This window comes from Pseudomonas sp. MIS38 (assembly GCF_019891575.1).
Lineage (GTDB): Bacteria > Pseudomonadota > Gammaproteobacteria > Pseudomonadales > Pseudomonadaceae > Aquipseudomonas > Aquipseudomonas putida_A.
Map to the genome: position 1 here is coordinate 386,310 of NZ_JAFLXF010000002.1, position 24,756 is coordinate 411,065.

Consider the following 24,756-nt stretch of genomic DNA (forward strand, 5'->3'; position numbering starts at 1 on the left):
ATACAAATAACACACGATGGGGTGCTGAACCATGTCCGCTTTCTTTGCCGAACGCGCGCTGCTGCCTAACGGATGGGCCAACAATGTACGTCTTGAGGTCAGCGCCGATGGCGTGCTGACCCGGATTCAGGCCGATTCCACTGCAGACGGCGCCGAACGGCTGAGCGGTCCGCTGCTGCCGGGCATGCCCAATCTGCACTCCCACGCCTTCCAGCGCGCGATGGCCGGGCTGGCTGAAGTAGCCGGCAATCCCAACGACAGTTTCTGGACCTGGCGTGACTTGATGTATCGCCTCGTCGGAAAAATCAGCCCGGAGCAGCTCGGCGTGATCGCCCGTCAGCTGTACATCGAAATGCTCAAGGTCGGTTACACCTCGGTTGCTGAATTCCACTATGTACACCACGACAATAACGGTCAGCCATATGCCGATCCGGCCGAACTGGCACTGCGCATCAGTCTGGCAGCGAGCGAAAGCGGCATCGGTCTGACCCTGCTGCCGGTGCTCTACAGCCATTCCGGATTCGGCGGCCAGACGCCCAATGATGGGCAGCGCCGCTTCATCAACAGCACCGAAAATTACCTGAATCTGCAATCGCGCTTGCAGCCATTACTCGCTCAGCAAAAAGCGCAGTCGCTGGGTCTGTGCTTCCACTCGTTGCGCGCGGTTACCCCGCAGCAGATCAGCGAAGTGCTGGCCGCCAGCGACAAGCTGTGCCCGGTGCACATTCACATCGCCGAACAGCAGAAAGAGGTCGACGACTGCCTGAGCTGGAGCGGTCGCCGTCCGCTGCAATGGCTCTACGAAAACACCGAGGTCGATCAGCGCTGGTGCCTGGTTCACGCGACCCACGCCAACCCGGAAGAAGTCACGCTGATGGCCAAAAGTCGCGCCATCGCCGGCCTGTGCCTGACCACTGAAGCGAATCTGGGCGACGGGATTTTCCCGGCGGTGGATTTCCTCGCTCAGGGCGGGCGCATGGGCATCGGTTCCGACAGCCATGTGTCGCTCAGCGTGGTCGAGGAATTGCGCTGGCTGGAATACGGCCAGCGTCTGCGCGATCAGCGGCGTAACCGGTTGTATGGCGCGGATCAGCCGATGGTTGGGCGCACGCTGTATGACGCGGCGCTGGACGGCGGCGCCCAGGCTTTGGGACAGCCGATTGGTGCGCTGCAAGTCGGCAAACGTGCGGACTGGATCGTGCTCGATGGCAATGATCCGTATCTGGCCACCGCCAGTGGTGACGGGATTTTGAATCGCTGGCTGTTCGCTGGCGGAGATCGCCAGGTGCGCGATGTGCTGGTCAATGGTCAGTGGGTGGTGCGCGATGGACGGCACGCGGGCGAAGAGGAAAGCGCTCGGGCATTCATCCAGGTCCTGCGCGAATTGCTGAGCTGAAACATAACAAAATGTAGGAGTGAGCCTGCTCGCGATGACTGTGTGTCAGTCACATATTTATGTCTGACACACAGTCATCGCGAGCAGGCTCACTCCTACATTGATTTTGTGGTTGCCTTTAGTTCGAAGTCTTCGCCATCTGCCGATCCGACGCCCGCCAGATCAGTCGCGTAGTGTCGTAACCCTGCTGCCGCGCCTTGCTCAGCAACTCCTCGCGCACTACGCCATTGACCGTTGGCGTGCGCGACAGCAACCACATGTACTTGCGACTCGGGTCGCCGACGATGGCGGTCTTGTAGTCGTCGCTGACGTACAACACCCAGTATTCGCCTTTCGCCACACCCGGAATCAAGCGCGAGAACCAGGTATCGAACTCGACCCACAACTTGTCGGTCTTGCCCGGCACCTGTGGATAAGCCTTGCCTTTGGCTTCTTCCCACTGCCAGTCGGAGGTCAGGCAGCGATTGAGCACATCGACATTGCCGTCGGGTCTGAGCGAGTAATGGGCTTCGGACTGCGCGCAGTTGCGCTGGAAGTACATCGGCAGGCGCGCCAGTTCATACCAGGTGCCCTGATAACGCTTGAGATTGACACTGTGAGCCGTCTTGGGCGCCAGCGGATCTTCACCGTGGGTGGCGCAGCCGGCCAGTACCAGGCCGACAAAAAGGACGAACAATAACCGCTTCATTATTTTTCTCCCGTGGGCGCGTAGCCCCGGTTTACTTCAGGCCTTGGCCGGAAAACATCAGCACTTTGTCACCGGCGTACTGCACGCTGATAAAGCTGTTTTTATCGCCCCAGGTGCAACTGGACATGCCGAGCGCGCCCGAACAGTCGGTGGGTTTGCCGAGCAGCGTCTCAACCTCGGCCTTGGCCATGCCGGCCGAAAGCTTGGAATAGTTTTCCTGATTGACCTTGCTGCACGCGGCCAACAGCACGCAAAAAGTCAGAAGGGCGATAGATCGCAGCGACATGAAGTAACTCCTGGAGCGGAAGGGGGATGGCATGGTGCCAACCAGAAGCTTAGAAGAGAAAACCCTCATCTGGTTCCCTTCAGAAATGGCTATTTATCGCTCCGCTCGTCTGGCATTTACCGGTAAATCAGACACTTTGTGCGGCTATTGAGCATTTCGTCGCATTTCATCAAAGACGCCTAATCTTTGGCGCGCGGCGGTCGAAATAAGAGCAGCGCAAAGCCCCCGAGTGTGGCAAATTGCCGCCCTTTCTCGACCAGCCCCTTCGCGGTAGTTCATTCGATGACCAGAAACATGAAATTCAGCCACAAGATCTTGTTGGCTGCCGCCCTCGTGGTGGCCGTTGCGTTCGCCTGTTTCATTTTGTTCAACGACTATCGACAACGCGAAGCCCTGAGCAGCAGCACCGAAGCCTCGATGCAGGAACTCGGCAGCCTGACCACCAGCAACATCCAGACCTGGCTGGAAAGCCGCATCCAGTTGCTGCAATCGCTGTCGCAGCAGGTCGCCGCCGACGGCAGCGCCCCGGCCAGCCTCAAGCGCATCATCGACCTGCCCGCCTATACCGGCAATTTCCAGCTCAGCTACTTCGGCGGCGCTGACGGCGTGATGTTCTCGGTACCCGCCGGCAATCGCGCGCCGGACTACGACCCGCGCGCCCGTGGCTGGTACAAGGCCGCCAACAGCGCCCAACAGACCATCGTCACCGAACCCTACATCGCCGCTTCCTCGGGCAAACTGGTAATCACCGTCGCCACTCCGGTGCAGCGTCAGGGCCAGATGATCGGTGTGGCCGGCGCGGATATCGACCTGACCAGCGTCAGCGCGATCATCAACTCGCTCAACTTTGGTGGCCACGGCCATGCGTTCATCGTCAGCGCCGATGGCAAGATCCTGATTCACCCGGACAGCAAACTGGTGCTCAAAACCCTCGCCGAGGCTTATCCAAACGGCGCACCGAAAGTCAGCCCGGGCCTGAAAGAAGTCGAGTTCAACGGCAAGACTCAACTGATCTCCTTCACCCGCGTTAACGGCGTGCCATCGGCCGACTGGTACGTGGCGCTGGTGCTGGACAAAGACACCGCGTTCTCGATGCTCAGCGAATTCCGCACCTCGGCGCTGATCGCCATGGTGATCGCCGTGGTGATCATCATCGCCCTGCTCGGCATGCTGATCCGCGTGCTGATGCAGCCACTGCTGACCATGGGCCGCGCCATGCACGACATCGCCGAAGGTGAAGGCGACCTGACCAAGCGTCTGGTGATCCACGGCCATGATGAATTCGGCGCGCTTGGCCTGTCGTTCAACCGCTTCGTCGAGCGTATTCACACCTCGATCCGCGAAGTGTCCTCGGCCACCGGCCAGGTCAACGAAGTCGCCCTGCGTGTGGTCGCCGCATCGAATTCGTCGATGTACAACTCTGATCAGCAGGCCAGCCGCACCAACAGCGTGGCCGCGGCGATCAACCAGCTCGGCGCCGCCGCTCAGGAAATCGCCCAGAACGCCGCTCTCGCCTCGCAGCACTCCAGTGATGCGCGCAGTCTGGCGGTCGACGGTCAGCAGGTTGTTGATAAAACCATTCAGGCCATGCAGCAACTGTCGGCAAAAATCAGCGACTCCTGCGGCAACATCGAAACCCTCAACAGCAACACGGTGAACATCGGGCAGATTCTGGAAGTGATCACCAGCATCTCGCAGCAGACCAACCTGCTGGCGCTAAACGCTGCCATCGAAGCGGCCCGCGCCGGTGAGGCTGGCCGTGGTTTCGCCGTGGTCGCTGACGAGGTGCGCAACCTCGCCCACCGCACTCAGGATTCGGCGCAGCAAGTGCAGAAGATGATCGAAGAACTGCAAGTCGGCGCGCGTCAGGCCGTGAGCATCATGACCGAGAGCCAGCGCGAGAGCGAAAGCAGCGTCGGCATCGCCAACCAGGCCGGCGAACGCCTGGGCAGCGTGACCCAGCGCATCGGCGAGATCGACGGGATGAACCAGTCGGTGGCTACCGCGACTGAGGAGCAGACGGCTGTGGTCGAATCGATCAACGTCGACATCAACGAGATCAACACGCTGAACCAGGAAGGTGTGGAGAACCTGCAGGCAACCTTGCGTGCGTGCTCGGATCTGGAGCAGCAGGCGGCGCGATTGAAGCAACTGGTGGGTAGCTTCCGGATCTAAGATCAAGAGCCACCCCCTCACCCCAGCCCTCTCCCCCAAGGGGGCGAGGGGGAGGGAAGGGAGTAGATCTTCAAGCTTTTCAAACCTGAGTTCGACTGGATGCTTCAGGTCGACGTATAGCGACAAAACACCTCGGTCAGTCCCCTCTCCCTCCGGGAGAGGGTTAGGGTGAGGGCTGGTTGTTGAGGTTGCCGAGAATCGTTCTAAAAACGCGAACCTGGCTCTTTCAAAAACGCCAACTCCTCCGCCGTAGACTCCCGTCCCAACACCGCATTGCGATGCGGAAACCTTCCAAACCGCGCAATCACTTTCCGATGCCGCTCGGCATAGTCCAGATTGTCGGCAAACACCGCCCGTTCGCTTTCCGGCTGCTCAGCCACCAGATCGATAAAACGCGAAACGGCTTCGTTCTGCACCGCGAGGTTTTCGCAGTGTTCGAACACCAGATAAATGAATACGCGCTGGATCGGCTTCAGTTTCCGGTCGAAATCCGCAGCAATGCCCTGCGCGACAAGTTTCTGCGCACGCAGATCACCCGAGAATGCTTTGGGCGTGTCGCGAAAGATCATGCGCGGCAGTTGATCGAGCAGCAGCACCACGGCCAGCCAACCTTCGGGACGTTGCGTCCACTCGGCCAATTCGCCAGCGAGGGCCTGATCGACAAAGACCCCGAAACGCTCACGCGCTTCGAGGTCTTGGCTGTCTTTCTTGCCGAACCACAACTTGCCCTTGTCAGCCGCAATCTCGTCCGGTGATTCGACATGTCCGAACCACCAATCGAGCAACGGCTGCCAGGGCGCGGTCATGGCTTATTCCTTGTGGTAAGCCGTGGCGCGGGCGACTTCTTCTTTCGAGCCGAGGAACACCGCTACGCGCTGGTGCAGGCCTTCCGGCTGAATGTCGAGGATGCGCTGGTGGCCGTCAGTGGACGCGCCGCCGGCCTGTTCCACCAGGAACGACATCGGGTTGGCTTCGTACATCAGACGCAGTTTGCCGGGCTTGGATGGCTCACGGCTGTCGCGTGGGTACATGAACAGACCGCCACGGGTCAGGATGCGGTGCACGTCGGCCACCATCGCGGCGACCCAGCGCATGTTGTAGTTCTTCTTCAGCGGGCCTTCTTCGCCGGCCAGCAGTTCGCTGACGTAGCGTTGCACCGGGGCTTCCCAGTGGCGCTGGTTGGACATGTTGATCGCGAATTCCTGGGTGGTTTCAGGAATGGTGATGTCTTCGTGGGTCAGTACGAAGCTGCCCATTTCGCGGTCCAGGGTGAAGCCTTTGACGCCGTCGCCCAGAGTCAGCACCAGCATGGTCTGCGGGCCGTAGATCGCGTAACCGGCGGCAACCTGCTGGGTGCCTGGCTGCAGGAAGGCTTTTTCGTTCAGCGGCTCGTTCTGGCTCAGGTATTCGTTCGGGCAACGCAATACCGAGAAGATGGTGCCGACCGGAGCGTTGATGTCGATGTTCGACGAGCCGTCCAGTGGGTCGAACACCAGCAGGTAAGCACCTTTCGGGTATTTGCCCGGGATCTGATAGGCATTGTCCATTTCTTCGGACGCCATGCCGGCCAGGTGACCGCCCCACTCGTTGGCTTCGAGCAGGATCTCGTTCGACAGCACGTCGAGTTTCTTCTGCACTTCGCCTTGGACGTTTTCAGTGCCCATGCTGCCCAGAACACCACCCAGGGCGCCTTTGGACACGGCGTGGCTGATCTCTTTGCAGGCACGCGCCACCACTTCGATCAGGAAGCGCAGATCGGCAGGAGTGTTATTGCTGCGGGTCTGCTCAATCAAATAGCGACTCAGGGTAACGCGGGACATGGACGGCTCCGGTGGAATGGGGGGCTAAAAACCCGCGCAGTTTACAGGGAGTCTGAAAACGTAGCGAGCGATGACGCCCGGTAACGTGCATTGGGGCGCAATTGCTTGTATCAGACGTGAACGGGTCGAGAGAGTTCAGGCACCGGATTGAGCGTAGTTCGAAACGGGACGGGTGGTGCATGCGGATCCGCGACCGATCTGAAACTATTGGTGGTCGATCGGCCGCCTTCGCGAGCAAGCCCGCTCCCACAGTTGACCGAGTAGCCCTGCTGGACGCGATCAATGTGGGAGCGGGCTTGCTCGCGAATGGCGCGCAGCGCCAGCCATTCTCAGGAATTGGTCGGCGGCTTGCGCAACAGGCTCGCCGCCATCGCCCCGAGGAACACCACACTCACCAGCAACACCGCCCACAGGCCGATCTTCTTCCAGTTGGTCTCGGCTACCGCCGTCGTGGTTGCCGGCGTAGCCTGTGTGGCAATCACTTCACCCTGCACCGTTGCCTTGCCCAGCGCCGCGAGTTTTTCCGCTTTGAAATCCGGAATCAGCGTGCTCAGCGGCAGGTTCGCGGTTTTCACCGTCGGATTGCCCAGCGCCAGGCTGTAAGGCCCGTCACCCCGTGCGAGGAAAATCACCTGGGTCGCCCGCACCGCGTACTTCAGGCTCGGTGCCTGCTCACCCAGACCGCCGCCACGCTCATCCACGCTCAGTTTCAACTGCTGCACAGTCTGCCCGTACAACTGCAATTCGTTTTGCACCACGTCCTGACCGTTCTGGGTCAGGCGATACAGCAAACCGTTGCTCAACGTCTGCCACGGCAGGCTGCTTTCGCGGCGGCCCGCGAGCGTCACCGGCGCCAGACTGTTCGGTTGTTTCAGCTCGACCTGCACCCGCTCGACATTCAGCCCCATCGGCAACTGCCAGGTGTACTCACCGGACTTGGTGCTACTGCCCGCCAGCGCTTGCGACCAGACCAACGGCAGCGGCACGTTGCGTGGATCGCTGCTTTTCAGTTGAGCGGACGTGAGGATTGGCGCCGAGGTTGGCGCATCCCACAGCAGACGCAGATAGCGCGCCGATTGCCCCGGCAGCGTCACTTCGTGCTGTTCGATGCGTTCGTCGGAAAAGGTCAGGCGCGCCACCTGCCCCTCGCCCCACGCCTGCCAGTGCTGCAAGTCATCACTGGCCTCGATGCTGAAACGCTGGAAGCCGTCGCGCTCGCTGGTCCAGTCGAGAATCAGCTGCTGCAGCGGCGCCTTGATCGCACTGGCATCGAGCAGCCAGCCACGCAGCACTTCTTCGCCGGCCTCCAGCTGAGTCGACGGCTGCACTTCAACCAATGTGCCGGTGGTGGTCGATTGCACGCGCACGTTCGGCGCTCGCTCGCTGGCGTCGGCGGCGTTGTACAAGGGGAACCACTTCACTTCATGCAACTGCCCGTCGTCGCGGGTCTGCGCCGATTCCCGGGCCAGGGCGTAGGCCTGTGGTTCGCCGGCGGCGTTGAACACGCGCAGGTCGCTGAGATCGGTCTGGCGGGCCTGCAATTGCGCGCTCAGCGGCAGATCGAGGCGATACCACGGGCCGTTGCCACTCACCGTCAGCGGCACCTGCGTGGCGAAGTCCGCCGGTTTTTCCTGGGCGCCGGCAGCCATCACCACGCCCAGCGCCAACCACCCCAGATTCAGCATGCGACTCAAGATGAAACTCCTTCGGTATCCGGCACGGGTTTGTCCGCCACCGGTTCGGCTTCGACACGTTTCGGTGGCAGCGGTGCGAAATAGCCCACCACCAGCAGCAACACGCCGACGCCGATAAACGAGACGATCCGGGCCAGTCCGCCACGGTTGCTCAATTCGACAAAAATCAGTTTGGCCACCACCAGCGCAATCAGCGCCGCGCCGATCAGCCACACTTCGCGCCGGTGCCGCAGGTGTCCGCCGATCATCAGCCCCAACGCCATCAAGGTCCAGACGATGGACAGCCCGGCCTGCACCAGCATCGATTCGAGCAGCAGATCCAGCTCGAACGGAATGCCCGCCCAATGGTGCGCAGCGCGGGTCACCAACGCGGTACAGAAGGCGAATAGGGAGACCCCGGCGACCAGTTGCGTGGCGTACTCGGCGTAATCCTTGCGCAGGGCAAACTGCGTCACCGCATGACGCGACCACACGTACACCCCGAACAAGGCGAACAGCAGGCCCAATTCCAACGGGTTGATCAGCGGCACGTACGGCAGCGGTTCGGCGTTACCGTCGCTGACGCCGTTGGCCAGCCAGAACCACGCCAGCATCAGCACTGCCAGCGGCGCGGCGGCGTACAAACGATATTCCCGCGGGAATGCCGCCACCGGCCATGGCCAGCTGCGCGGAGCCGCCGCCAACAGCAGATACAGGCTCGGCAGGATCGCCCAGCCCAGCCAGCGCCACGCGTTGTATTGCTCGGACAACAGCAGCAGACCGTAGCGCAGCTCCAGCGCCAGTACGCCGATCAGCAGCCAGCAACCCAGCACATGCGCAGTGCTCAAGGCCCGAGCCGGCAGCATCGGCGCCAGACGCCGCAGGCTGAAGAAATGCACGGCGAACACCAATACCCACGCCAGCCAACCAAAATTCGCCGCTGGGTGATAACGCGCATGCCACGCCGCCAGCAACACCAGCCCCGCCGCCGGAATCAGCAAGGTGCAGAGCAGGCCCAACGCCGGCCATTTCAGGCGCAGCGCCAACAGCGTCCACAACGCCACACTCAGCGCAGCGACCAGCAGCAACAGCGACGCCTGCAGATTCAACGGCGCAAAACGCAGCACCTCACTGACCCACGCCAACGCCCACCAACCGGCGCCCCACACCAGCAGCACTTCGGACAGGCGTTGCAAACTCAGCGCATCGAAGGCCGAGGCGTGATTGCCCAGTTGCAGACGCCAGGCACCGACCAGCGCGGCCAGCCCCAATACCAGCGGCGTCCAGAAACCGCCATGGGCCAACGGCCGCAGTCCTTCGCTGGACAGCGGCCCGAGCAACTCGGGGCCGGCCAACAAGAACGCCGCGCCACCGATCAACTGCAACAACAGCCCAAAGACAAAACTCACGCGCTGTTTGAGGTACAGGCTCAGCCAGATGATCAACAGACCGCTCGCCGCCCACACCGCACTCGCGGTTTGCCACGGCAGCACGAACAGCACCGCCAGATTGATCAGCACCAACCCCGCCAGCAACACCACCGACAACCCGCGCAGCAGCCGCACATCGCCGCGCACCATCTCGTCGCGCGCCGCCAGCAGCATCCCTCCGATCAACGCCACACCGATCACCGATGCGCTGAGCAAACCGCTCCACCCGGCGCTGAACACGGCCGCCGAATCCTCGCTCGCGCCTTGCAGACGCAACAGGAACAGCGCACCGCCGAGCAACTGCACGGCGAACGCGGTGAACAGGAACGTGCGCGATTGCAGGCGCAGGCCGACAAACAGGGTCACCAGTCCGGCCAAGGCCCAACTGATCGCTGTCGCCTGAACCAGGAAAAACAGCGGCGCCAACAGGTACAGGAAGGTCAGGCCCAGCGCCGCCAGCACCGGCAAACCCTGGCGCTCCCATGGCGAAGACTGTTCCGCCGAGGTTTTGCGCAATTGATAGAAACTGAACAGCAGTGCGATGCCGAGCATCAACGCTCCCAGCGGTGCGCCGTCGAGCAGGCTGCTTTCGCCAACCCGCAACTGACTGAGAAAGGCCAGCGCCGACCCCAGTTGCAGCAGCAGGGCAAACGCTCGGGCGAACGGCCGATGCTGACGCAGGCCGAGCCAGAAAATCCCCGCGCCCTCCACTGCCCACGCCGCCGAAGTCCAGCGCGCATCGAGGCCCAGCGGGATCGCCAGACTGGCGAAAATCACCCCCAGCGCCAGACAGGTTTCACCCAGCAACAAGGCGCGGCCGCCCATCAACACCCGGGCCAGGCCCATGTAGATCACGCCCAGTGCGAGTGCGCTGAACGCAGCGGCGAACTCCAGGTGCTGCACCAGCGCAAACTGCAGACCGAAGCCCACGATCGGCGGGCCGAACAGCATCGTGCCGTCGACGTAGTCGCCCTTGCGCGCCGACCAGTGCAGCAGCGCCTCGCGATCGCCGTCCGCCGGCGCATCGGGCATGTCGAGCAACTTGCGTCGGGCGAACAACAGGCCAATGCCCAGGTACATCAGGAAGAACAGAATCAGGAACGGCTCGGTGCTCCACAGCAGCTCGGGCGCATAGGAGCGCAGGCCCCAGGCGAAGCCGATACCGAACGTGCCGACGAACCCGATCAGGTTAAGCAGGCGCCAGGCCTTGAACCAGGCAATGGCGAGAATGCCGGCATTGAGCAATGCGAAATAGCTGAACAGCGCAACATGGTTGCCAGCCCCGGTCGAGGTCAGGATCGGCGCGGCGAAACCGCCGAGCGCAGCGGCCGCCGCCAGGCCCAGCGCATCCTGAGTGATGGCGAGAATCGCCGAGAACACCGTGACCGCCACCAGCAACCCCAGCGCGGCAGATGGATCGAGCAACGGATGCAGACGCATCGCCGCAAACACCGTCAGGTACAGCACCGCGATCCCGGTGCCCTGCAGAATCAGCGCATAACTGCTGTTGCGCGTACGCAGCCACCAGCCCAGTGCCAGCAGGGCCAACGCCGCTGCCGCAACACCGGCATAACGCAATTCGATTGGCACCACCATGCCCTCGGTGGCGTAGCGCAGCAGGAACGCCAGACCGAAAAACAGCAGCACCACGCCAACCCGCAGCACGGTGTTGCCACCGAACAGCCAGTCACGCGCAGCGCTGATGCCACGCTCGATCAGGTTCGGGCCACGAGGTTCGGCAGGCTGTGCCGGCGCTGTTGGCTCGTCGGTAACAGCATCCAGACGCCAGACATCCGCCGGCAGCGGCTGGCTGGTTTCGCTGGCAACGGCAGAGATCGGTTCTAGTTCGGGCGGCAGTTCCCAGACCAGATCCGGCGTGGGGGAGGATGATTGTTCGGCGACGATGATCGGCTCAACGATGGCGTCCGGCATCGGCGCCACGCTCGGCGGTGTGGTGCGCACGCTGGCACCTTCAAGCAGAAACAGACGCTGCTCGACGGCTTGCAGGGCGACCTTGGCCTGTTCCAGTTGACGCTGTTGGTCGGTGGCCAGCGAGCCAAGCCGGGCGATCCGGAGCGTTTGCCCGATCGCCAGCCCGAGCAGTGCACCAAGCAGCGCGGCACTGAACGACTCATCGAGCAGCCAGCCGAGCAGCAGCCCGATCAACATGAACATCCATTGCATGGTCGATATCCCTAAGCGGCCCCGAGGCGGGGCAATCCCGACAGTTGCTTCAGTCTAGGCACAAACCCTTGTAGGAGTGAGCCTGCTCGCGATAGCGATTTGTCAGTCAACGAAGCTGTTGAATGTGACGGCGCTATCGCGAGCAGGCTCACTCCTACATTGGATCAGTGGTGACTGAACAGCCCGGTAACCGGCGCTCAGTATATCGATCCGGCCCAACAAACGTTGGGCCTTACGCACATTTGTTGCAGAAAATCACTCCAGTGCCTTCCAGATATCCGTGGCGTACTCGCGAATCGTCCGGTCGGACGAGAACCAGCCCATCCGCGCCGTGTTGAGCACCGCCGAACGCCACCAGTTGTTGGAATCGTGCCAGTGCGCATCGACGCGTTTTTGCGCTTCCCAATAGGAATCGAAGTCGGCGCAGACCAGGAAGCGGTCGTAGTCCACCAGCGAATCGATCAATCCGGTGTAACGCGACGTGTCATCTGGCGAGAACACGCCACTGCGGATCGCTTGCAGCACGTCGCTCAAACGATGCGACGCGGCGATGTCCGGCGCGGCGCTGAACTCGTGGTTCTGCTTGCGCGCTTCAACCTGCTGAGCGCTGAGGCCGAAGATGAACATGTGCTCGGCACCGATGCGCTCGCACATTTCCACGTTGGCGCCGTCGAGGGTGCCGATGGTCAGTGCACCGTTGAGGCCGAACTTCATGTTACTGGTGCCCGAGGCTTCGAACCCGGCCGTGGAAATCTGCTCGGACAAGTCCGCCGCCGGAATGATGCTCTCCGCCAGGCTGACGTTGTAGTTGGGCAGGAACACCACCTTCAGCAAACCGCGCACTGTCGGGTCGTTGTTCACTACCCGGGCGATGTCGTTGGTCAGTTTGATGATCAATTTGGCCTGGTGATAACTGGCCGCCGCTTTACCGGCGAAGATTTTCACCCGGGGTACCCAGTCGACTTCAGGCTCGGCGCGGATTGCCTGATACAGCGCCACGGTGTGCATCAGGTTGAGCAACTGGCGCTTGTATTCGTGGATCCGTTTGACCTGCACGTCGAACATCGCCGCCGGATTGACCGCGATCCCCAGCCGCTCGTGAATCAGATAGGCCAGCGCTTTTTTGCTGTGCAGGCGCTGTTCGGCGAAGGCTTTGCGGAAGGCGGGTTGTTCGGCGAACGGTTCGAGGTCGAGCAGGCGCTCTTCCGGGTTATCCAGCACTTCCGGACCGAGGGAGTCGACCAGCATCGAGGTCAGTTCGGAGTTGGCCTGGAACAGCCAGCGGCGGAAGGTGATGCCGTTGGTTTTGTTGTTGATCCGCTCCGGGTAGAGCTTGTGCAGTTCAGCGAACACAGTCTTGCGCATCAACTGCGTGTGCAGCCCGGACACGCCGTTGACGCTGTGCGAACCGAGGAACGCGAGGTTGCCCATGCGCACCCGGCGACCGTTGTCCTCTTCGATCAGCGACACCGCGCGCAGCACGTCGAAATCATGAATGCCTTTGGCGCGCAGCGAATCGATGTGCTGGGCGTTGATCAGATAAATGATCTGCATGTGCCGCGGCAGCATGCGTTCCATCAGGCCGACCGGCCAGGTTTCCAGCGCCTCGGGCAACAGCGTGTGGTTGGTGTACGACAAGGTATCGACAGTGACTTGCCACGCCGCATCCCAGGCCACGTCGTAGACGTCGACCAGTTGGCGCATCAGTTCGGCGACGGCAATCGAAGGGTGAGTGTCGTTGAGCTGGATCGCTGCGTGATCGCCCAGGGTCAGCACCGAGGTGTGCATGTTGCGATGACGACGCAGCAAATCCTGCAAGGAAGCGGCGACGAAGAAGTATTCCTGGCGCAGGCGCAGTTCCTGCCCGGCCTCAGTGCTGTCTGCCGGGTAAAGCACGCGGGAAATGCTTTCAGCCCGGGCCACTTCGGCGACGGCGCCCAAGTGGTCACCGGCGTTGAAGCGCTCCAGGTGCAGATCTTCCATGGCCCGGGCGCGCCACAGGCGCAGGGTGTTGACGCTCGCCCCGCGCCAGCCGACCACTGGCGTGTCATAGGCAATCGCGCGCACGGTTTCCGCAGGCGACCAGACCTGTTTGGTCTTGCCGCTGGCATCGGTGACGGTTTCGACGCTGCCGCCGAAGCCGATCGAGTACACCACTTCCGGACGTTCGAACTCCCACGGGTTGCCGAAATCCAGCCAGTGCTCGGTCTGCTCCTGCTGCCAACCATCGACGATGGCCTGCCGGAACAGCCCATGCTCGTAGCGAATGCCGTAGCCGTGCCCGGCGATGCCGAGGGTCGACATGCTTTCCATGAAGCACGCCGCCAGACGTCCGAGGCCGCCGTTGCCGAGTGCCGCGTCAGGTTCCAGCAGGCGGATCCGTTCGAGATCGACGCCCAGCTCGGTCAGCGCTTCACGGGCGACGTCGAGCAGGCCGAGATTGCTCAGGCTGTCGTAGAGCAAACGGCCGATGAGAAATTCCAGGGAGAGGTAATACACCCGCTTCTGGCCTTTGCGGTAGATCTGCCGGGTGTGGTCCATCCAGTGTTCGACCATGTGGTCGCGCGCCGCCAGGGCAATGGCTTCGAACCAGTCATGGTCGAAAGCGTGATCCGGGTCTTTACCCACTGCATAGGTGAGCTTGGTCAGGACGGCATCGCGGAATGCGGCCACCTCTGCTTCGCGAACTAGTGGTTCTTGAGTCATCGATAGGACCTCGAGCGAGCGGGGAATTGTCTGAGCCTAGACGGTCTGACCGACGGTAGAGGCGCTGGTTCGGCAGTTTTTCCGAAGTCGGTGAGATAGCCCGGCATTACCTTGGCGAGTGGGCTAATGAATGCAGGGGCCGTGCCGGACTGAATGACATTTGCGCGGCATTTGCAAAAATCTGGCGAAAGGTTGTTCAAAAATCCACCAGTCCCGGTATGATCGCGCGCCCTGATGCACACACGCCTGGTAACCCCCGATGATGAAGCCCAACCTGATTGCCGCCGCCGAGATCGACCGTCTCGATACGTGGGCCAAATATTCGGCCCCGATGTGCGGCTCTTGTGTCTCCAGCTGCTGCACCCTGCCGGTCGAGGTCAAGATCAAGGACCTGGTACGTATCGGCGTGGTCGACGAGTTCGAGCTGGGCGATCCGCCGAAGAACATCGCCAAGCGCCTGCAAAAGGAAGGGCTGGTCGAACGCTTCAACCAGAAGTCGGGGATCTTTACTCTACAGCGCATGAGCAACAACGATTGCTACTACCTGGATCGTAAGAGCCGCCTGTGCACCATTTATGACAAACGCCCGGACACTTGCCGCAACCACCCGAAAATCGGCCCGCGTCCGGGGTATTGCGCGTACAAGCCCAAAGAAGTGGAGCGAGTGCAGAACTCGCGGTCGATCGAGAAGTTCTGATCTTTCCTGAAATTTTCGGCGCCTTTCAGGCCGCCTTCGCGAGCAAGCCCGCTCCCACAGGGAACTGTGGCGTACACAAGATTTGTGTTCACCGAGATCTACTGTGGGAGCGGGCTTGCTCGCGAAGAGGCCAGCACAAACACCGCCCCCGTCTCGGTTAAATCCCGGACAAACAAAAACGCCCCCGGTCTCGCGACCGGGGGCGTTTTTTCAAGCTCGGGCTAAATTACGCCTTGGCTTTCTTGGCAGCGCGGGTACGCTCGCTTTCGTCCAGGATCTTCTTGCGAAGACGGATGGACTTAGGAGTGACTTCGCACAGCTCGTCTTCCTGGATGTATTCCAGAGCCTGTTCCAGAGTGAAGCGAACAGGTGGTACCAGAGCGATGGTTTCGTCTTTACCCGAAGCACGCATGTTGTCGAGCTTCTTGCCTTTGGTAGGGTTCACACCCAGGTCGTTGTCGCGGCTGTTCTGACCAACGATCTGACCGTTGTAGATCTCCTGGCCGTGTTCTACGAACAGCTTGCCACGAGCCTGCAGGGTTTCCAGCGAGTAGGTCAGTGCCTTGCCGGTTTCAACCGAAACCAGAACGCCGTTCTGACGGCCGGACATGTGGCCCGACTTCACTGGAGCGTAACGATCGAAGATCGAGGTCAGGATGCCAGCACCGTTGGTCAGGGTCAGGAACTGGTTACGGAAACCGATCAGACCGCGAGCAGGGATGTTGTATTCCAGACGAACACGGCCCTTGCCATCCGGCACCATGTTGCTCAGGTCGCCCTTACGCAGACCCATCTCTTCCATGACCTTGCCCTGCGATTCTTCAGGGATGTCGATGGTGACGTTTTCGAACGGTTCCTGCTTCACGCCGTCAACTTCACGGATGATCACTTCAGGACGGCCCAGGGCCAGCTCGAAGCCTTCGCGACGCATGGTTTCGATCAGTACCGAGAGGTGCAGCTCACCACGGCCGGAAACCTTGAACTTGTCAGCCGAGTCGCCTTCTTCAACGCGCAGTGCAACGTTGTACAGCAGCTCTTTGTCCAGACGATCCTTGATGTTACGGGAGGTCACGAACTTGCCTTCTTTACCGCAGAATGGCGAGTCGTTTACCTGGAAGGTCATGGAAACGGTTGGCTCGTCAACGGTCAGCGGCTTCATCGCCTCGACGGTGTTGATGTCGCACAGGGTGTCGGAGATGAACAGCTCGTCGAAGCCGCTGATGCAGACGATGTCGCCGGCTGCTGCTTCTTCAACGTCAATGCGGTGCAGACCGTGGTGACCCATCAGCTTCAGGATACGACCGTTGCGGCGCTTGCCGTCGGCGCTGATCGCGACAACCGGGGTGTTCGGCTTGACGCGACCACGAGCGATACGGCCAACACCGATAACACCCAGGAAGCTGTTGTAGTCCAGAGCGGAGATCTGCATCTGGAACGGGCCGTCACGGTCAACGGCCGGAGGCGGAACGTGGTCGACCACTGCCTGGTACAGCGCAGTCATGTCTTCGCCCATGGCGGTGTGATCCAGACCGGCGATGCCGTTCAGGGCCGAGGCATAAACAACCTGGAAGTCCAGTTGTTCTTCGGTAGCACCGAGGTTGTCGAACAGGTCGAAGATCTGGTCCAGAACCCAGTCCGGACGCGCGCCTGGACGGTCAACCTTGTTGATGACCACGATTGGACGCAGGCCGGCTTCGAACGCCTTCTTGGTCACGAAACGGGTTTGCGGCATAGGGCCGTCTTGAGCGTCAACCAGCAGCAGAACGGAGTCAACCATCGACATTACGCGTTCTACTTCGCCGCCGAAGTCGGCGTGGCCCGGGGTGTCCACGATGTTGATGTGGTAGCCGTTCCAGTTGATGGCGGTGTTTTTCGCCAGAATGGTAATACCGCGCTCTTTTTCCTGGTCGTTGGAGTCCATCACGCGCTCGTCGTTGAGCTCGTTGCGCTCCAGAGTGCCGGATTGACGCAGGAGTTTGTCTACCAGGGTGGTCTTACCATGGTCAACGTGGGCAATGATGGCGATGTTACGTAGATTTTCGATCACTTGTGTATCTCGATCAGAGGATTCGGTTTGCTGACAAGTCTTGGCAGCGATTAACAGTAGTGTCCGGCATGGCCGTTACAGCTTGACGGCGGTGTCGGGGGGCCGGTGACGCAGGCCACAGGCAAACAGCCCCGGGCACTTAGCTCGGTCGATAAACGCGCACATTGGCATGCCCCTCACTGAGCAAATGGTGAGCATGCAGGCGACTCATCACGCCTTTGTCGCAATACAGCAGGTACTGGCGAGTCGGATCCAGCTCCTTGAAACGAGCGTTCACTGCGTAGAACGGCATCGTCTGTACTTCTATGCCGGCAAGTTCCAGCGGGTCATCCTCGGCCGCATCCGGGTGACGGATGTCGATGACGATCTGACCGGCCAGCGCTTCGCCGACTTCTTCGATCTGCAAGTCCTGGCCCAATTCGTCGATCACTCGATCGATCGGCACCAGTTTGGCGTTTTCGAGCGCACGCTCGAGAACCGCCATGTCGAATTCTTTCTCTTCGTGCTCAACACGGTGGCGCTTGGCGGCAGTCTTCGGATTGACCGAGATGACCCCGCAGTACTCCGGCATGTGCCGGGCGAAATCGGCGGTGCCGATCTCGTTGGCCGTGTCGATGATGTCCTGCTTGTGCGCAACGATCAGTGGGCGCAGGACCAGTTTGTCGGTCACGCAGTCGATCACCGACAGGTTCGGCAGCGTCTGGCTCGATACCTGGGAGATCGCTTCGCCGGTGACCAGCGCGTCGATGTGCAGCCGGTCGGCGATGGCCGACGATGCGCGCAACATCATACGCTTCAATACGACGCCCATATGACTGTTATCGACTTTGCCGAGAATTTCGCCCAACACTTCTTCGAACGGAACACTGACAAATAGCACGCGTTGCGAGCTGCCGTACTTCTTCCAGATGAAATGCGCGACTTCCATCACGCCCAATTCGTGGGCACGCCCGCCGAGATTGAAGAAGCAGAAATGCGCCATCAGGCCGCGACGCATGATCTGGTAAGCGGCAACCGTCGAGTCAAAGCCGCCGGACATCAGTACCAGCGTCTGCTCCAGGGCGCCGAGCGGGTAACCGCCGATGCCGTTGTGCTGGCTGTGGATGACAAACAACCGTTGGTCGCGAACTTCGATGCGAACTTCGATTTCCGGGTCTTTGAGGTCGATTCCGGCCGCACCGCACTCACGACGCAGCTTGCTGCCAACGTATTTTTCGACGTCCATCGAGCTGAACGGATGCTTGCCGGCACGCTTGCAGCGCACCGAGAAAATCTTCCCGGCCAGTACATCGCCGTAGTGCTGTTTGCACTTCTCGGTGATGTCATCGAAGTCGCCCAGCGGGTATTCGTCGATCTGCAGAAAGTGCGCGACGCCGGGAGTACAAGTGAGGCGCTCGCCCATCTCTTTCAAGGCTTTGGGGTCGGTAACGCGGGTTTCCAGCTCGAGATTGTCCCACACACCGTTCACCACCACGGCCGGGTCCAGATCGCGGAGCACGGCGCGGATGTTCTTGGCCAGCTGGCGGATGAAACGCATCCGGACAGGGCGGCTTTTGATGGTGATCTCGGGGAAGACTTTTACGATTAGTTTCATGAAAACAGCGCGCGCAGGGCCAGCCGAAAAAGGGGGGCGCGGATTATAGCGGAAATTGCTCAAGGTTTAACCAGTTAATATGCAGAAGGTTTCACTTGCACCAAAACAGGTCATTTCTGATTTGAGGCGCTACATTAAGGGGCGAGATTTTCACCTTTATGGCGCTTTGCAGCGCTCAAAGCGTGAAATTGGGGCAAAAAACCCATGCTGGGGCACTGGCATGCAATTTGCTCCCTTGTGAGGCAGGTTGCCTTGGCAGAGTATCTGCGCCGGCATCACCCATATTAAGGGCATCCACTACCAAGCCCTAAGCCACCCGGAGGACACTATGTCGAAGTCGGTTCAACTCATCAAAGATCATGACGTCAAGTGGATTGATCTGCGCTTCACGGACACCAAAGGCACTCAGCACCACGTGACCATGCCGGCTCGCGATGCGCTGGAAGACGACTTCTTCGAAGTCGGCAAGATGTTCGACGGTTCCTCCATCGCTGGCTGGAAAGGCATCGAAGCCTCCGACATGATCCTGCTGCCGGACGACGATACTGCCGTTCTCGATCCGTTCACCGAAGACGCAACCCTGATCCTGGTTTGCGACATCATCGAACCGTCGACCATGCAAGGTTACGATCGCGACCCGCGCGCCATCGCTCACCGCGCCGAGGAATACCTGAAGACCACCGGTATCGGTGACACCGTCTTCGCCGGTCCCGAGCCAGAATTCTTCATCTTCGACGAAGTGAAGTTCAAGTCCGACATCTCCGGCTCGATGTTCAAGATCTACTCCGAACAAGGCTCGTGGATGTCCGACCAGGACATCGAAGGCGGCAACAAAGGCCACCGTCCTGGCATCAAAGGCGGCTACTTCCCGGTTCCGCCGTTCGACCACGACCACGAAATCCGTACTGCCATGTGCAACGCACTGGAAGAGATGGGCCAGACCGTTGAAGTTCACCACCACGAAGTGGCGACTGCCGGTCAGAACGAAATCGGTGTCAAGTTCAACACCCTGGTGAAGAAAGCTGACGAAGTTCAGACTCTGAAATACGTTGTCCACAACGTTGCCGACGCTTACGGCCGCACTGCGACCTTCATGCCGAAGCCACTGTACGGCGACAACGGCTCGGGCATGCACGTACACATGTCCATCGCCAAAGACGGCAAGAACACCTTCGCTGGCGAAGGCTATGCCGGCCTGTCCGAAACCGCCCTGTACTTCATCGGCGGTATCATCAAGCACGGTAAGGCCCTGAACGGCTTCACCAACCCGGCTACCAACTCCTACAAGCGTCTGGTGCCAGGTTTCGAAGCGCCGGTAATGCTGGCCTACTCGGCCCGCAACCGTTCCGCCTCGATCCGTATTCCTTACGTCAACAGCCCACGCGGCCGTCGTATCGAAGCACGCTTCCCGGATCCGGCTGCCAACCCGTACCTGGCTTTCGCAGCACTGCTGATGGCCGGTCTGGACGGTATCCAGAACAAGATCCACCCAGGCGATGCCGCTGACAAAAACCTGTACGACCTGCCGCCTGAAGAGGCGAAAGAGATCCCACAAGTTTGCGGCAGCCTGAAAGAAGCCCTGGAAGAGCTGGACAAGGGCCGTGCGTTCCTGACCAAGGGCGGCGTGTTCTCCGACGACTTCATCGACGCTTACATCGCGCTGAAATCCGAAGAAGAAATCAAGGTCCGCACCTTCGTACACCCACTGGAATATGAGCTGTACTACAGCTGCTGATCCAGTAGCGCCGCGCTACGCGGCGTGACAAAAAGAGGCCTCCTTCGGGAGGCCTTTTTATTGCCCACGATTTATGAAACTACGCAAAACCCCTGTGGGAGCGGGCTTGCTCGCGAAGGCGTCGTGTCAGCCACCATCACCTTCAATGACCGACCGCATTCGCGAGCAAGCCCGCTCCCACAGGGAATTTCTGGCGTCTGAATGATCTCCGGATATGTCCCGGGTTGGGCCAACCGCCGCACCTGGCCTATGCTGCACCCCATCGCTTTCTTTCCCGGTCGATTTCATGGGTCGCACCTTTCTCTACATCCTGCTGCTGATCGCCCTGCCCGCCGCCGCGCAGATCTACAAGTACACCGATGCCAATGGCAACACGGTTTACAGCGATCACTCGCCGGACGGTGTTCAGGCGCAGCCGGTCGAGTTGCCGCCACTCAACCGCGTCGAGCCACAGGCACCGAGCGCGCCAGCGCCTTCAAGCACCGACACACGCCCCGCGGCACGCAGTGCCTACGAGGTGCTGGAGCTGACCGGCCTGCCCAGCGAAGAAGCGCTGCGCGCCAACAACGGCACCTTCACTGTCAATGTGCTGATCAAGCCGCGCCTGCAGGCACCGCACCAATTAAGGCTGATCCTGGACGACGCGCCTTACGGCCAGCCGAGCAACGTACCGATCCTGCAACTGGTGAATGTCGATCGTGGCGAGCATCGTCTCGCGGTGCAGGTGATCGACGGCGAAGCGATCATCCAGCAGAGCCCGGCGGTGGTGTTCACCGTACAGCGGGTGCACAAGCCGTGAGAATTTTCTGGCTGATCCTGTGCCTGTTCGCCCTGCCCGTTTCGGCAGAGGTCTTCACCTATGTCGACGCGCAGGGCAATCGCGTCTACACCGACCAGCCGCGCGGCAACGCCAAGCGCGTGCCTATAGCCACCAGCAATCGCATGTCGGCCAACCCCACGGCTGCCGCACCGATCAGCGCTGTAAAAAAGGTCGCGGAACAACCACCGTTTCACTACGACATGCTGCGCATCCTGATCCCCGAGCCGGATGCGACCCTTCGCAGCAGCGCGGGCGAGGTGATCGTCAGTGTCACCAGCGAACCTGGCTTACAGCAGGGCCATCGCTATCGCCTGCTGCTGGACGGCCAGGCCACTGGCGAGCCGGGACTGAGTCCGGTATTCCCGCTGAGCAACATCGACCGCGGCAGTCACAACCTGTCGGTGGAAATCCTTGATGAGCAGGGTCGCACTGTCGAGCGCACCGCCAACCAGCCGTTCCACATGCTGCGCATCTCGCTGGCGCAGAAACGCCAGGTCAAACCCTGCGTCAGCGAGGACTACGGCGTGCGCCCGGAATGTCCGCTGAAAGACAAACCCGCCGAAGAAAAAAATCCCTTCCTGCGCTTCTTCTAACGCCATTCAGCTTTACGCACTATATTGGTGCAATGGGCTGCACCGTACCCAGATTCCAACCCATTTTGGTTCGAAACTTCCCGTTCGAGCTGGCACCCTGCCACGCAAACGAGCGTCAAACGCCTGTTTCACGGGTTGAACGCTTCTTTTCGGAGCCTTGGTTTGGTTTTTGCATTTTCCGTTTAACGACGCCTGCTTCTTGCGCACGCTCCGCCCCCAAAAGAGGCTCCGATGACTATTAGCGACGCAATCCACCGTTTGCTGCTCGACAACCTGACCACCGCCACCATCCTGCTCGACGCCGAACTGCGCCTCGAATACATGAACCCGGCGGCCGAGATGCTGCTGGCCATCAGCGGTCAGCGCAGCCATGGGCAGTTCATCAGCGAGTTGTTCACCGAGTCCACCGAGGCGCTCAACTCGCTGCGTCAGGCGGTCGAACAGGCACACCCTTTCACCAAGCGCGAAGCGATGCTCACTGCCCTCACCGGCCAGACCCTGACCGTGGACTATGCGGTGACACCGATCCTCAGCAACGGCGCGACCATGCTTCTGCTTGAGGTGCACCCGCGTGATCGCCTGCTGCGGATCACCAAGGAAGAGGCGCAACTGTCCAAGCAGGAAACCAGCAAAATGCTGGTGCGCGGCCTCGCCCACGAGATCAAGAACCCGCTCGGCGGCATCCGTGGCGCCGCGCAATTGCTGGCCCGCGAATTGCCGGAAGACAGCCTGCGCGACTACACCAACGTGATCATTGAAGAGGCCGACCGTCTGCGCAATCTGGTCGACCGCATGCTCGGCTCGAACAAGCTGCCGTCGCTGGCGTTGTGCAACGTTCACGAAGTGCTCGAACGCGTCTGCCAACTGGTCGAAGCGGAAAGCCAGGGCTGCATCACCTTGGTGCGCGACTACGACCCGAGCATTCCCGACGTATTGATCGACCGCGAACAAATGATTCAGGCCGTACTGAACATCGTGCGCAACGCCATGCAGGCGATCAGCAGCCAGAACGAGCTGCGTCTGGGCCGCATCAGCCTGCGCACCCGGACCATGCGCCAGTTCACCATCGGCCACGTCCGTCATCGCCTGGTGACCAAGATCGAGATCATCGACAACGGCCCGGGGATCCCTGCAGAACTTCAGGAAACCATCTTCTTTCCCATGGTCAGCGGCCGCCCGGACGGTACCGGGCTGGGCCTGGCCATCACCCAGAACATCATCAGCCAGCACCAGGGCCTGATCGAGTGTGACAGCCACCCCGGCCACACCACGTTCTCGATCTTTCTGCCACTGGAACAAGGAGCCACATCGACATGAGCCGTAGTGAAACCGTGTGGATCGTCGATGACGACCGTTCTATCCGTTGGGTTCTGGAAAAGGCCTTGCAGCAGGAAGGCATGACCACGCAGAGCTTCGACAGCGCCGATGGCGTGATGAGTCGTCTGGCCCGTCAGCAGCCTGATGTGATCATTTCCGACATCCGCATGCCGGGCGCCAGTGGCCTCGACCTGCTGGCACGTATCCGCGAACAGCACCCACGGCTGCCAGTGATCATCATGACCGCGCACTCCGACCTCGACAGCGCCGTTGCGTCTTATCAGGGCGGCGCTTTCGAATACCTGCCGAAGCCGTTCGACGTCGACGAGGCGGTATCGCTGGTCAAGCGCGCCAATCAGCATGCGCAAGAGCAGCAAGGCCTGGAAGTGGTGCCGGCGCTGACCCGCACCCCGGAAATCATCGGCGAAGCGCCGGCGATGCAGGAGGTGTTTCGCGCCATCGGCCGCTTGAGCCACTCCAACATCACCGTGCTGATCAACGGCGAATCCGGTACCGGTAAAGAACTGGTGGCCCACGCCCTGCACCGCCACAGCCCGCGCGCGGCCTCGCCGTTCATCGCGCTGAACATGGCGGCGATCCCCAAGGACCTGATGGAATCTGAGCTGTTCGGCCACGAAAAAGGCGCATTCACCGGCGCGGCCAACCTGCGTCGCGGGCGCTTCGAGCAGGCTGACGGCGGCACGCTGTTCCTCGACGAAATCGGCGACATGCCGGCAGATACCCAGACCCGTTTGCTGCGGGTGCTGGCGGACGGCGAGTTCTATCGCGTCGGCGGCCATGTCCCGGTCAAGGTCGATGTGCGGATCATTGCCGCGACTCACCAGAATCTGGAAACCCTGGTGCATGCCGGGAAATTCCGTGAGGACTTGTTCCACCGCCTCAACGTGATCCGCATCCACATCCCGCGCCTGTCGGACCGTCGCGAAGACATTCCGACCCTGGCCAAGCACTTCCTCAGCCGCGCCGCGCAAGAACTGGCGGTGGAGCCGAAGCTGCTCAAGAGCGAGACCGAGGAATACCTGAAGAACCTGCCATGGCCGGGCAACGTGCGGCAGCTGGAGAACACCTGCCGCTGGATCACCGTGATGGCCTCCGGGCGCGAAGTGCACATCAGTGACCTGCCACCGGAATTGCTGAGCCTGCCGCAGGACTCGGCGCCAGTGACCAACTGGGAGCAGGCGCTGCGCCAGTGGGCCGATCAAGCGTTGGCCCGTGGCCAGTCGAGCCTGCTCGACAGCGCGGTGCCGGCGTTCGAGCGGATCATGATCGAGACCGCACTGAAGCACACGGCCGGTCGCCGGCGTGATGCGGCGGTATTGCTCGGCTGGGGGCGTAATACCCTGACGCGCAAGATCAAAGAATTGGGGATGAAGGTGGACGGTGGGGATGATGATGAGGGGGATGAGGGCTGATCAACCACGCCCTCTGTGAGAGTGGGCTTGCTCACGAAAGCGCTATTCATGAAACGTATCAGTGACTGACGCGACGCCTTCGCGAGCAAGCCCGCTTGTATGTTTAGACTTGAAGGGGTGGGCGGGACTACAGACTCGATTCTGACTCTGACCAGTACAGAC

17 protein-coding genes and 1 pseudogene are annotated in these 24,756 nt (G+C 60.9%); 9 read left to right on the plus strand and 9 right to left on the minus strand.

The window, feature by feature from the left end; all coding sequences use genetic code 11:
- The first annotated feature begins 31 nt into the window (after positions 1-31).
- Positions 32-1,396, plus strand: coding sequence for a formimidoylglutamate deiminase (locus tag J1G18_RS05240; protein WP_223007188.1), 1,365 nt, complete (start codon positions 32-34; stop codon positions 1,394-1,396).
- A gap of 118 nt (positions 1,397-1,514) precedes the next feature.
- Here the strand turns inward: J1G18_RS05240 and J1G18_RS05245 are convergent, their stop codons facing one another.
- Together J1G18_RS05245 and J1G18_RS05250 are read right to left on the minus strand one after the other, a co-directional pair.
- Complete coding sequence (locus tag J1G18_RS05245; protein ID WP_223007189.1) at positions 1,515-2,084, minus strand: lipocalin family protein; 570 nt, start codon at positions 2,082-2,084, stop codon at positions 1,515-1,517.
- 31 nt (positions 2,085-2,115) lie between these two features.
- Positions 2,116-2,370: a hypothetical protein gene (locus tag J1G18_RS05250; protein ID WP_003220802.1), complete on the minus strand. Its 255-nt coding sequence runs from the start codon at positions 2,368-2,370 to the stop codon at positions 2,116-2,118.
- A gap of 294 nt (positions 2,371-2,664) precedes the next feature.
- On the opposite strand from J1G18_RS05250, the pseudogene J1G18_RS28345 reads away from it, so the two are divergent.
- Positions 2,665-3,687: pseudogene (locus tag J1G18_RS28345) on the plus strand (sensor histidine kinase); the annotation flags it as partial.
- 93 nt (positions 3,688-3,780) lie between these two features.
- Positions 3,781-4,545, plus strand: coding sequence for a methyl-accepting chemotaxis protein (locus tag J1G18_RS28350; protein WP_371920137.1), 765 nt, complete (start codon positions 3,781-3,783; stop codon positions 4,543-4,545).
- Between the two features lie 203 nt (positions 4,546-4,748).
- Here J1G18_RS28350 and J1G18_RS05260 read toward each other — a convergent pair whose 3' ends face one another.
- The 5 genes from J1G18_RS05260 to J1G18_RS05280 form a co-directional block, all read right to left on the minus strand.
- Complete coding sequence (locus J1G18_RS05260) at positions 4,749-5,351, minus strand: DUF924 family protein (RefSeq protein ID WP_098966769.1); 603 nt, start codon at positions 5,349-5,351, stop codon at positions 4,749-4,751.
- 3 nt (positions 5,352-5,354) lie between these two features.
- On the minus strand, positions 5,355-6,365 hold the full coding sequence (locus J1G18_RS05265) for a class 1 fructose-bisphosphatase (protein WP_007961744.1): 1,011 nt from the start codon (positions 6,363-6,365) through the stop codon (positions 5,355-5,357).
- Positions 6,366-6,694: 329 nt separating this feature from the next.
- The gene (locus J1G18_RS05270) at positions 6,695-8,059 is read right to left on the minus strand and encodes a DUF3999 domain-containing protein (RefSeq protein ID WP_223007191.1); all 1,365 of its coding nucleotides are present in this window, start codon (positions 8,057-8,059) and stop codon (positions 6,695-6,697) included.
- Positions 8,056-11,652: a DUF2339 domain-containing protein gene (locus J1G18_RS05275; RefSeq protein ID WP_223007192.1), complete on the minus strand. Its 3,597-nt coding sequence runs from the start codon at positions 11,650-11,652 to the stop codon at positions 8,056-8,058. Before J1G18_RS05275 ends, J1G18_RS05270 begins: the two co-directional genes overlap by 4 nt.
- A gap of 255 nt (positions 11,653-11,907) precedes the next feature.
- Positions 11,908-14,358, minus strand: a complete 2,451-nt coding sequence (locus tag J1G18_RS05280; RefSeq protein WP_097086973.1) for a glycogen/starch/alpha-glucan phosphorylase — start codon at positions 14,356-14,358, stop codon at positions 11,908-11,910.
- A 259-nt stretch (positions 14,359-14,617) separates the two neighbouring features.
- Here J1G18_RS05280 and J1G18_RS05285 point away from each other — a divergent pair, with 259 nt between their 5' ends.
- Positions 14,618-15,055 carry a YkgJ family cysteine cluster protein gene (locus J1G18_RS05285; protein ID WP_007961740.1) on the plus strand — a complete coding sequence of 146 codons (438 nt, stop codon included), beginning with the start codon at positions 14,618-14,620 and terminating at the stop codon, positions 15,053-15,055.
- Positions 15,056-15,281: 226 nt separating this feature from the next.
- Here J1G18_RS05285 and typA read toward each other — a convergent pair whose 3' ends face one another.
- A complete protein-coding gene (gene typA / locus J1G18_RS05290) occupies positions 15,282-17,102 on the minus strand; it encodes a translational GTPase TypA (protein ID WP_007961739.1) in 1,821 nt (606 codons plus the stop codon).
- Between the two features lie 139 nt (positions 17,103-17,241).
- Positions 17,242-18,696 carry a tRNA uracil 4-sulfurtransferase ThiI gene (gene thiI / locus J1G18_RS05295; protein ID WP_027611269.1) on the minus strand — a complete coding sequence of 485 codons (1,455 nt, stop codon included), beginning with the start codon at positions 18,694-18,696 and terminating at the stop codon, positions 17,242-17,244.
- Between the two features lie 328 nt (positions 18,697-19,024).
- Here thiI and glnA point away from each other — a divergent pair, with 328 nt between their 5' ends.
- The 5 genes from glnA to ntrC all read left to right on the plus strand — a co-directional run bounded on the left by glnA (position 19,025) and on the right by ntrC (position 24,594).
- A complete protein-coding gene (gene glnA / locus J1G18_RS05300; protein ID WP_003220788.1) occupies positions 19,025-20,431 on the plus strand; it encodes a glutamate--ammonia ligase in 1,407 nt (468 codons plus the stop codon).
- A 286-nt stretch (positions 20,432-20,717) separates the two neighbouring features.
- Positions 20,718-21,230 carry a DUF4124 domain-containing protein gene (locus J1G18_RS05305; RefSeq protein WP_139053571.1) on the plus strand — a complete coding sequence of 171 codons (513 nt, stop codon included), beginning with the start codon at positions 20,718-20,720 and terminating at the stop codon, positions 21,228-21,230.
- On the plus strand, positions 21,227-21,844 hold the full coding sequence (locus J1G18_RS05310) for a DUF4124 domain-containing protein (protein ID WP_115988403.1): 618 nt from the start codon (positions 21,227-21,229) through the stop codon (positions 21,842-21,844). Before J1G18_RS05305 ends, J1G18_RS05310 begins: the two co-directional genes overlap by 4 nt.
- Positions 21,845-22,075: 231 nt before the next feature.
- Positions 22,076-23,161 (plus strand): nitrogen regulation protein NR(II), encoded by a 1,086-nt coding sequence (gene glnL, locus J1G18_RS05315; RefSeq protein WP_007961730.1) that lies wholly within the window; start codon positions 22,076-22,078, stop codon positions 23,159-23,161.
- On the plus strand, positions 23,158-24,594 hold the full coding sequence (gene ntrC / locus J1G18_RS05320) for a nitrogen regulation protein NR(I) (protein ID WP_007961729.1): 1,437 nt from the start codon (positions 23,158-23,160) through the stop codon (positions 24,592-24,594). Before glnL ends, ntrC begins: the two co-directional genes overlap by 4 nt.
- Positions 24,595-24,756 lie beyond the last annotated feature (162 nt).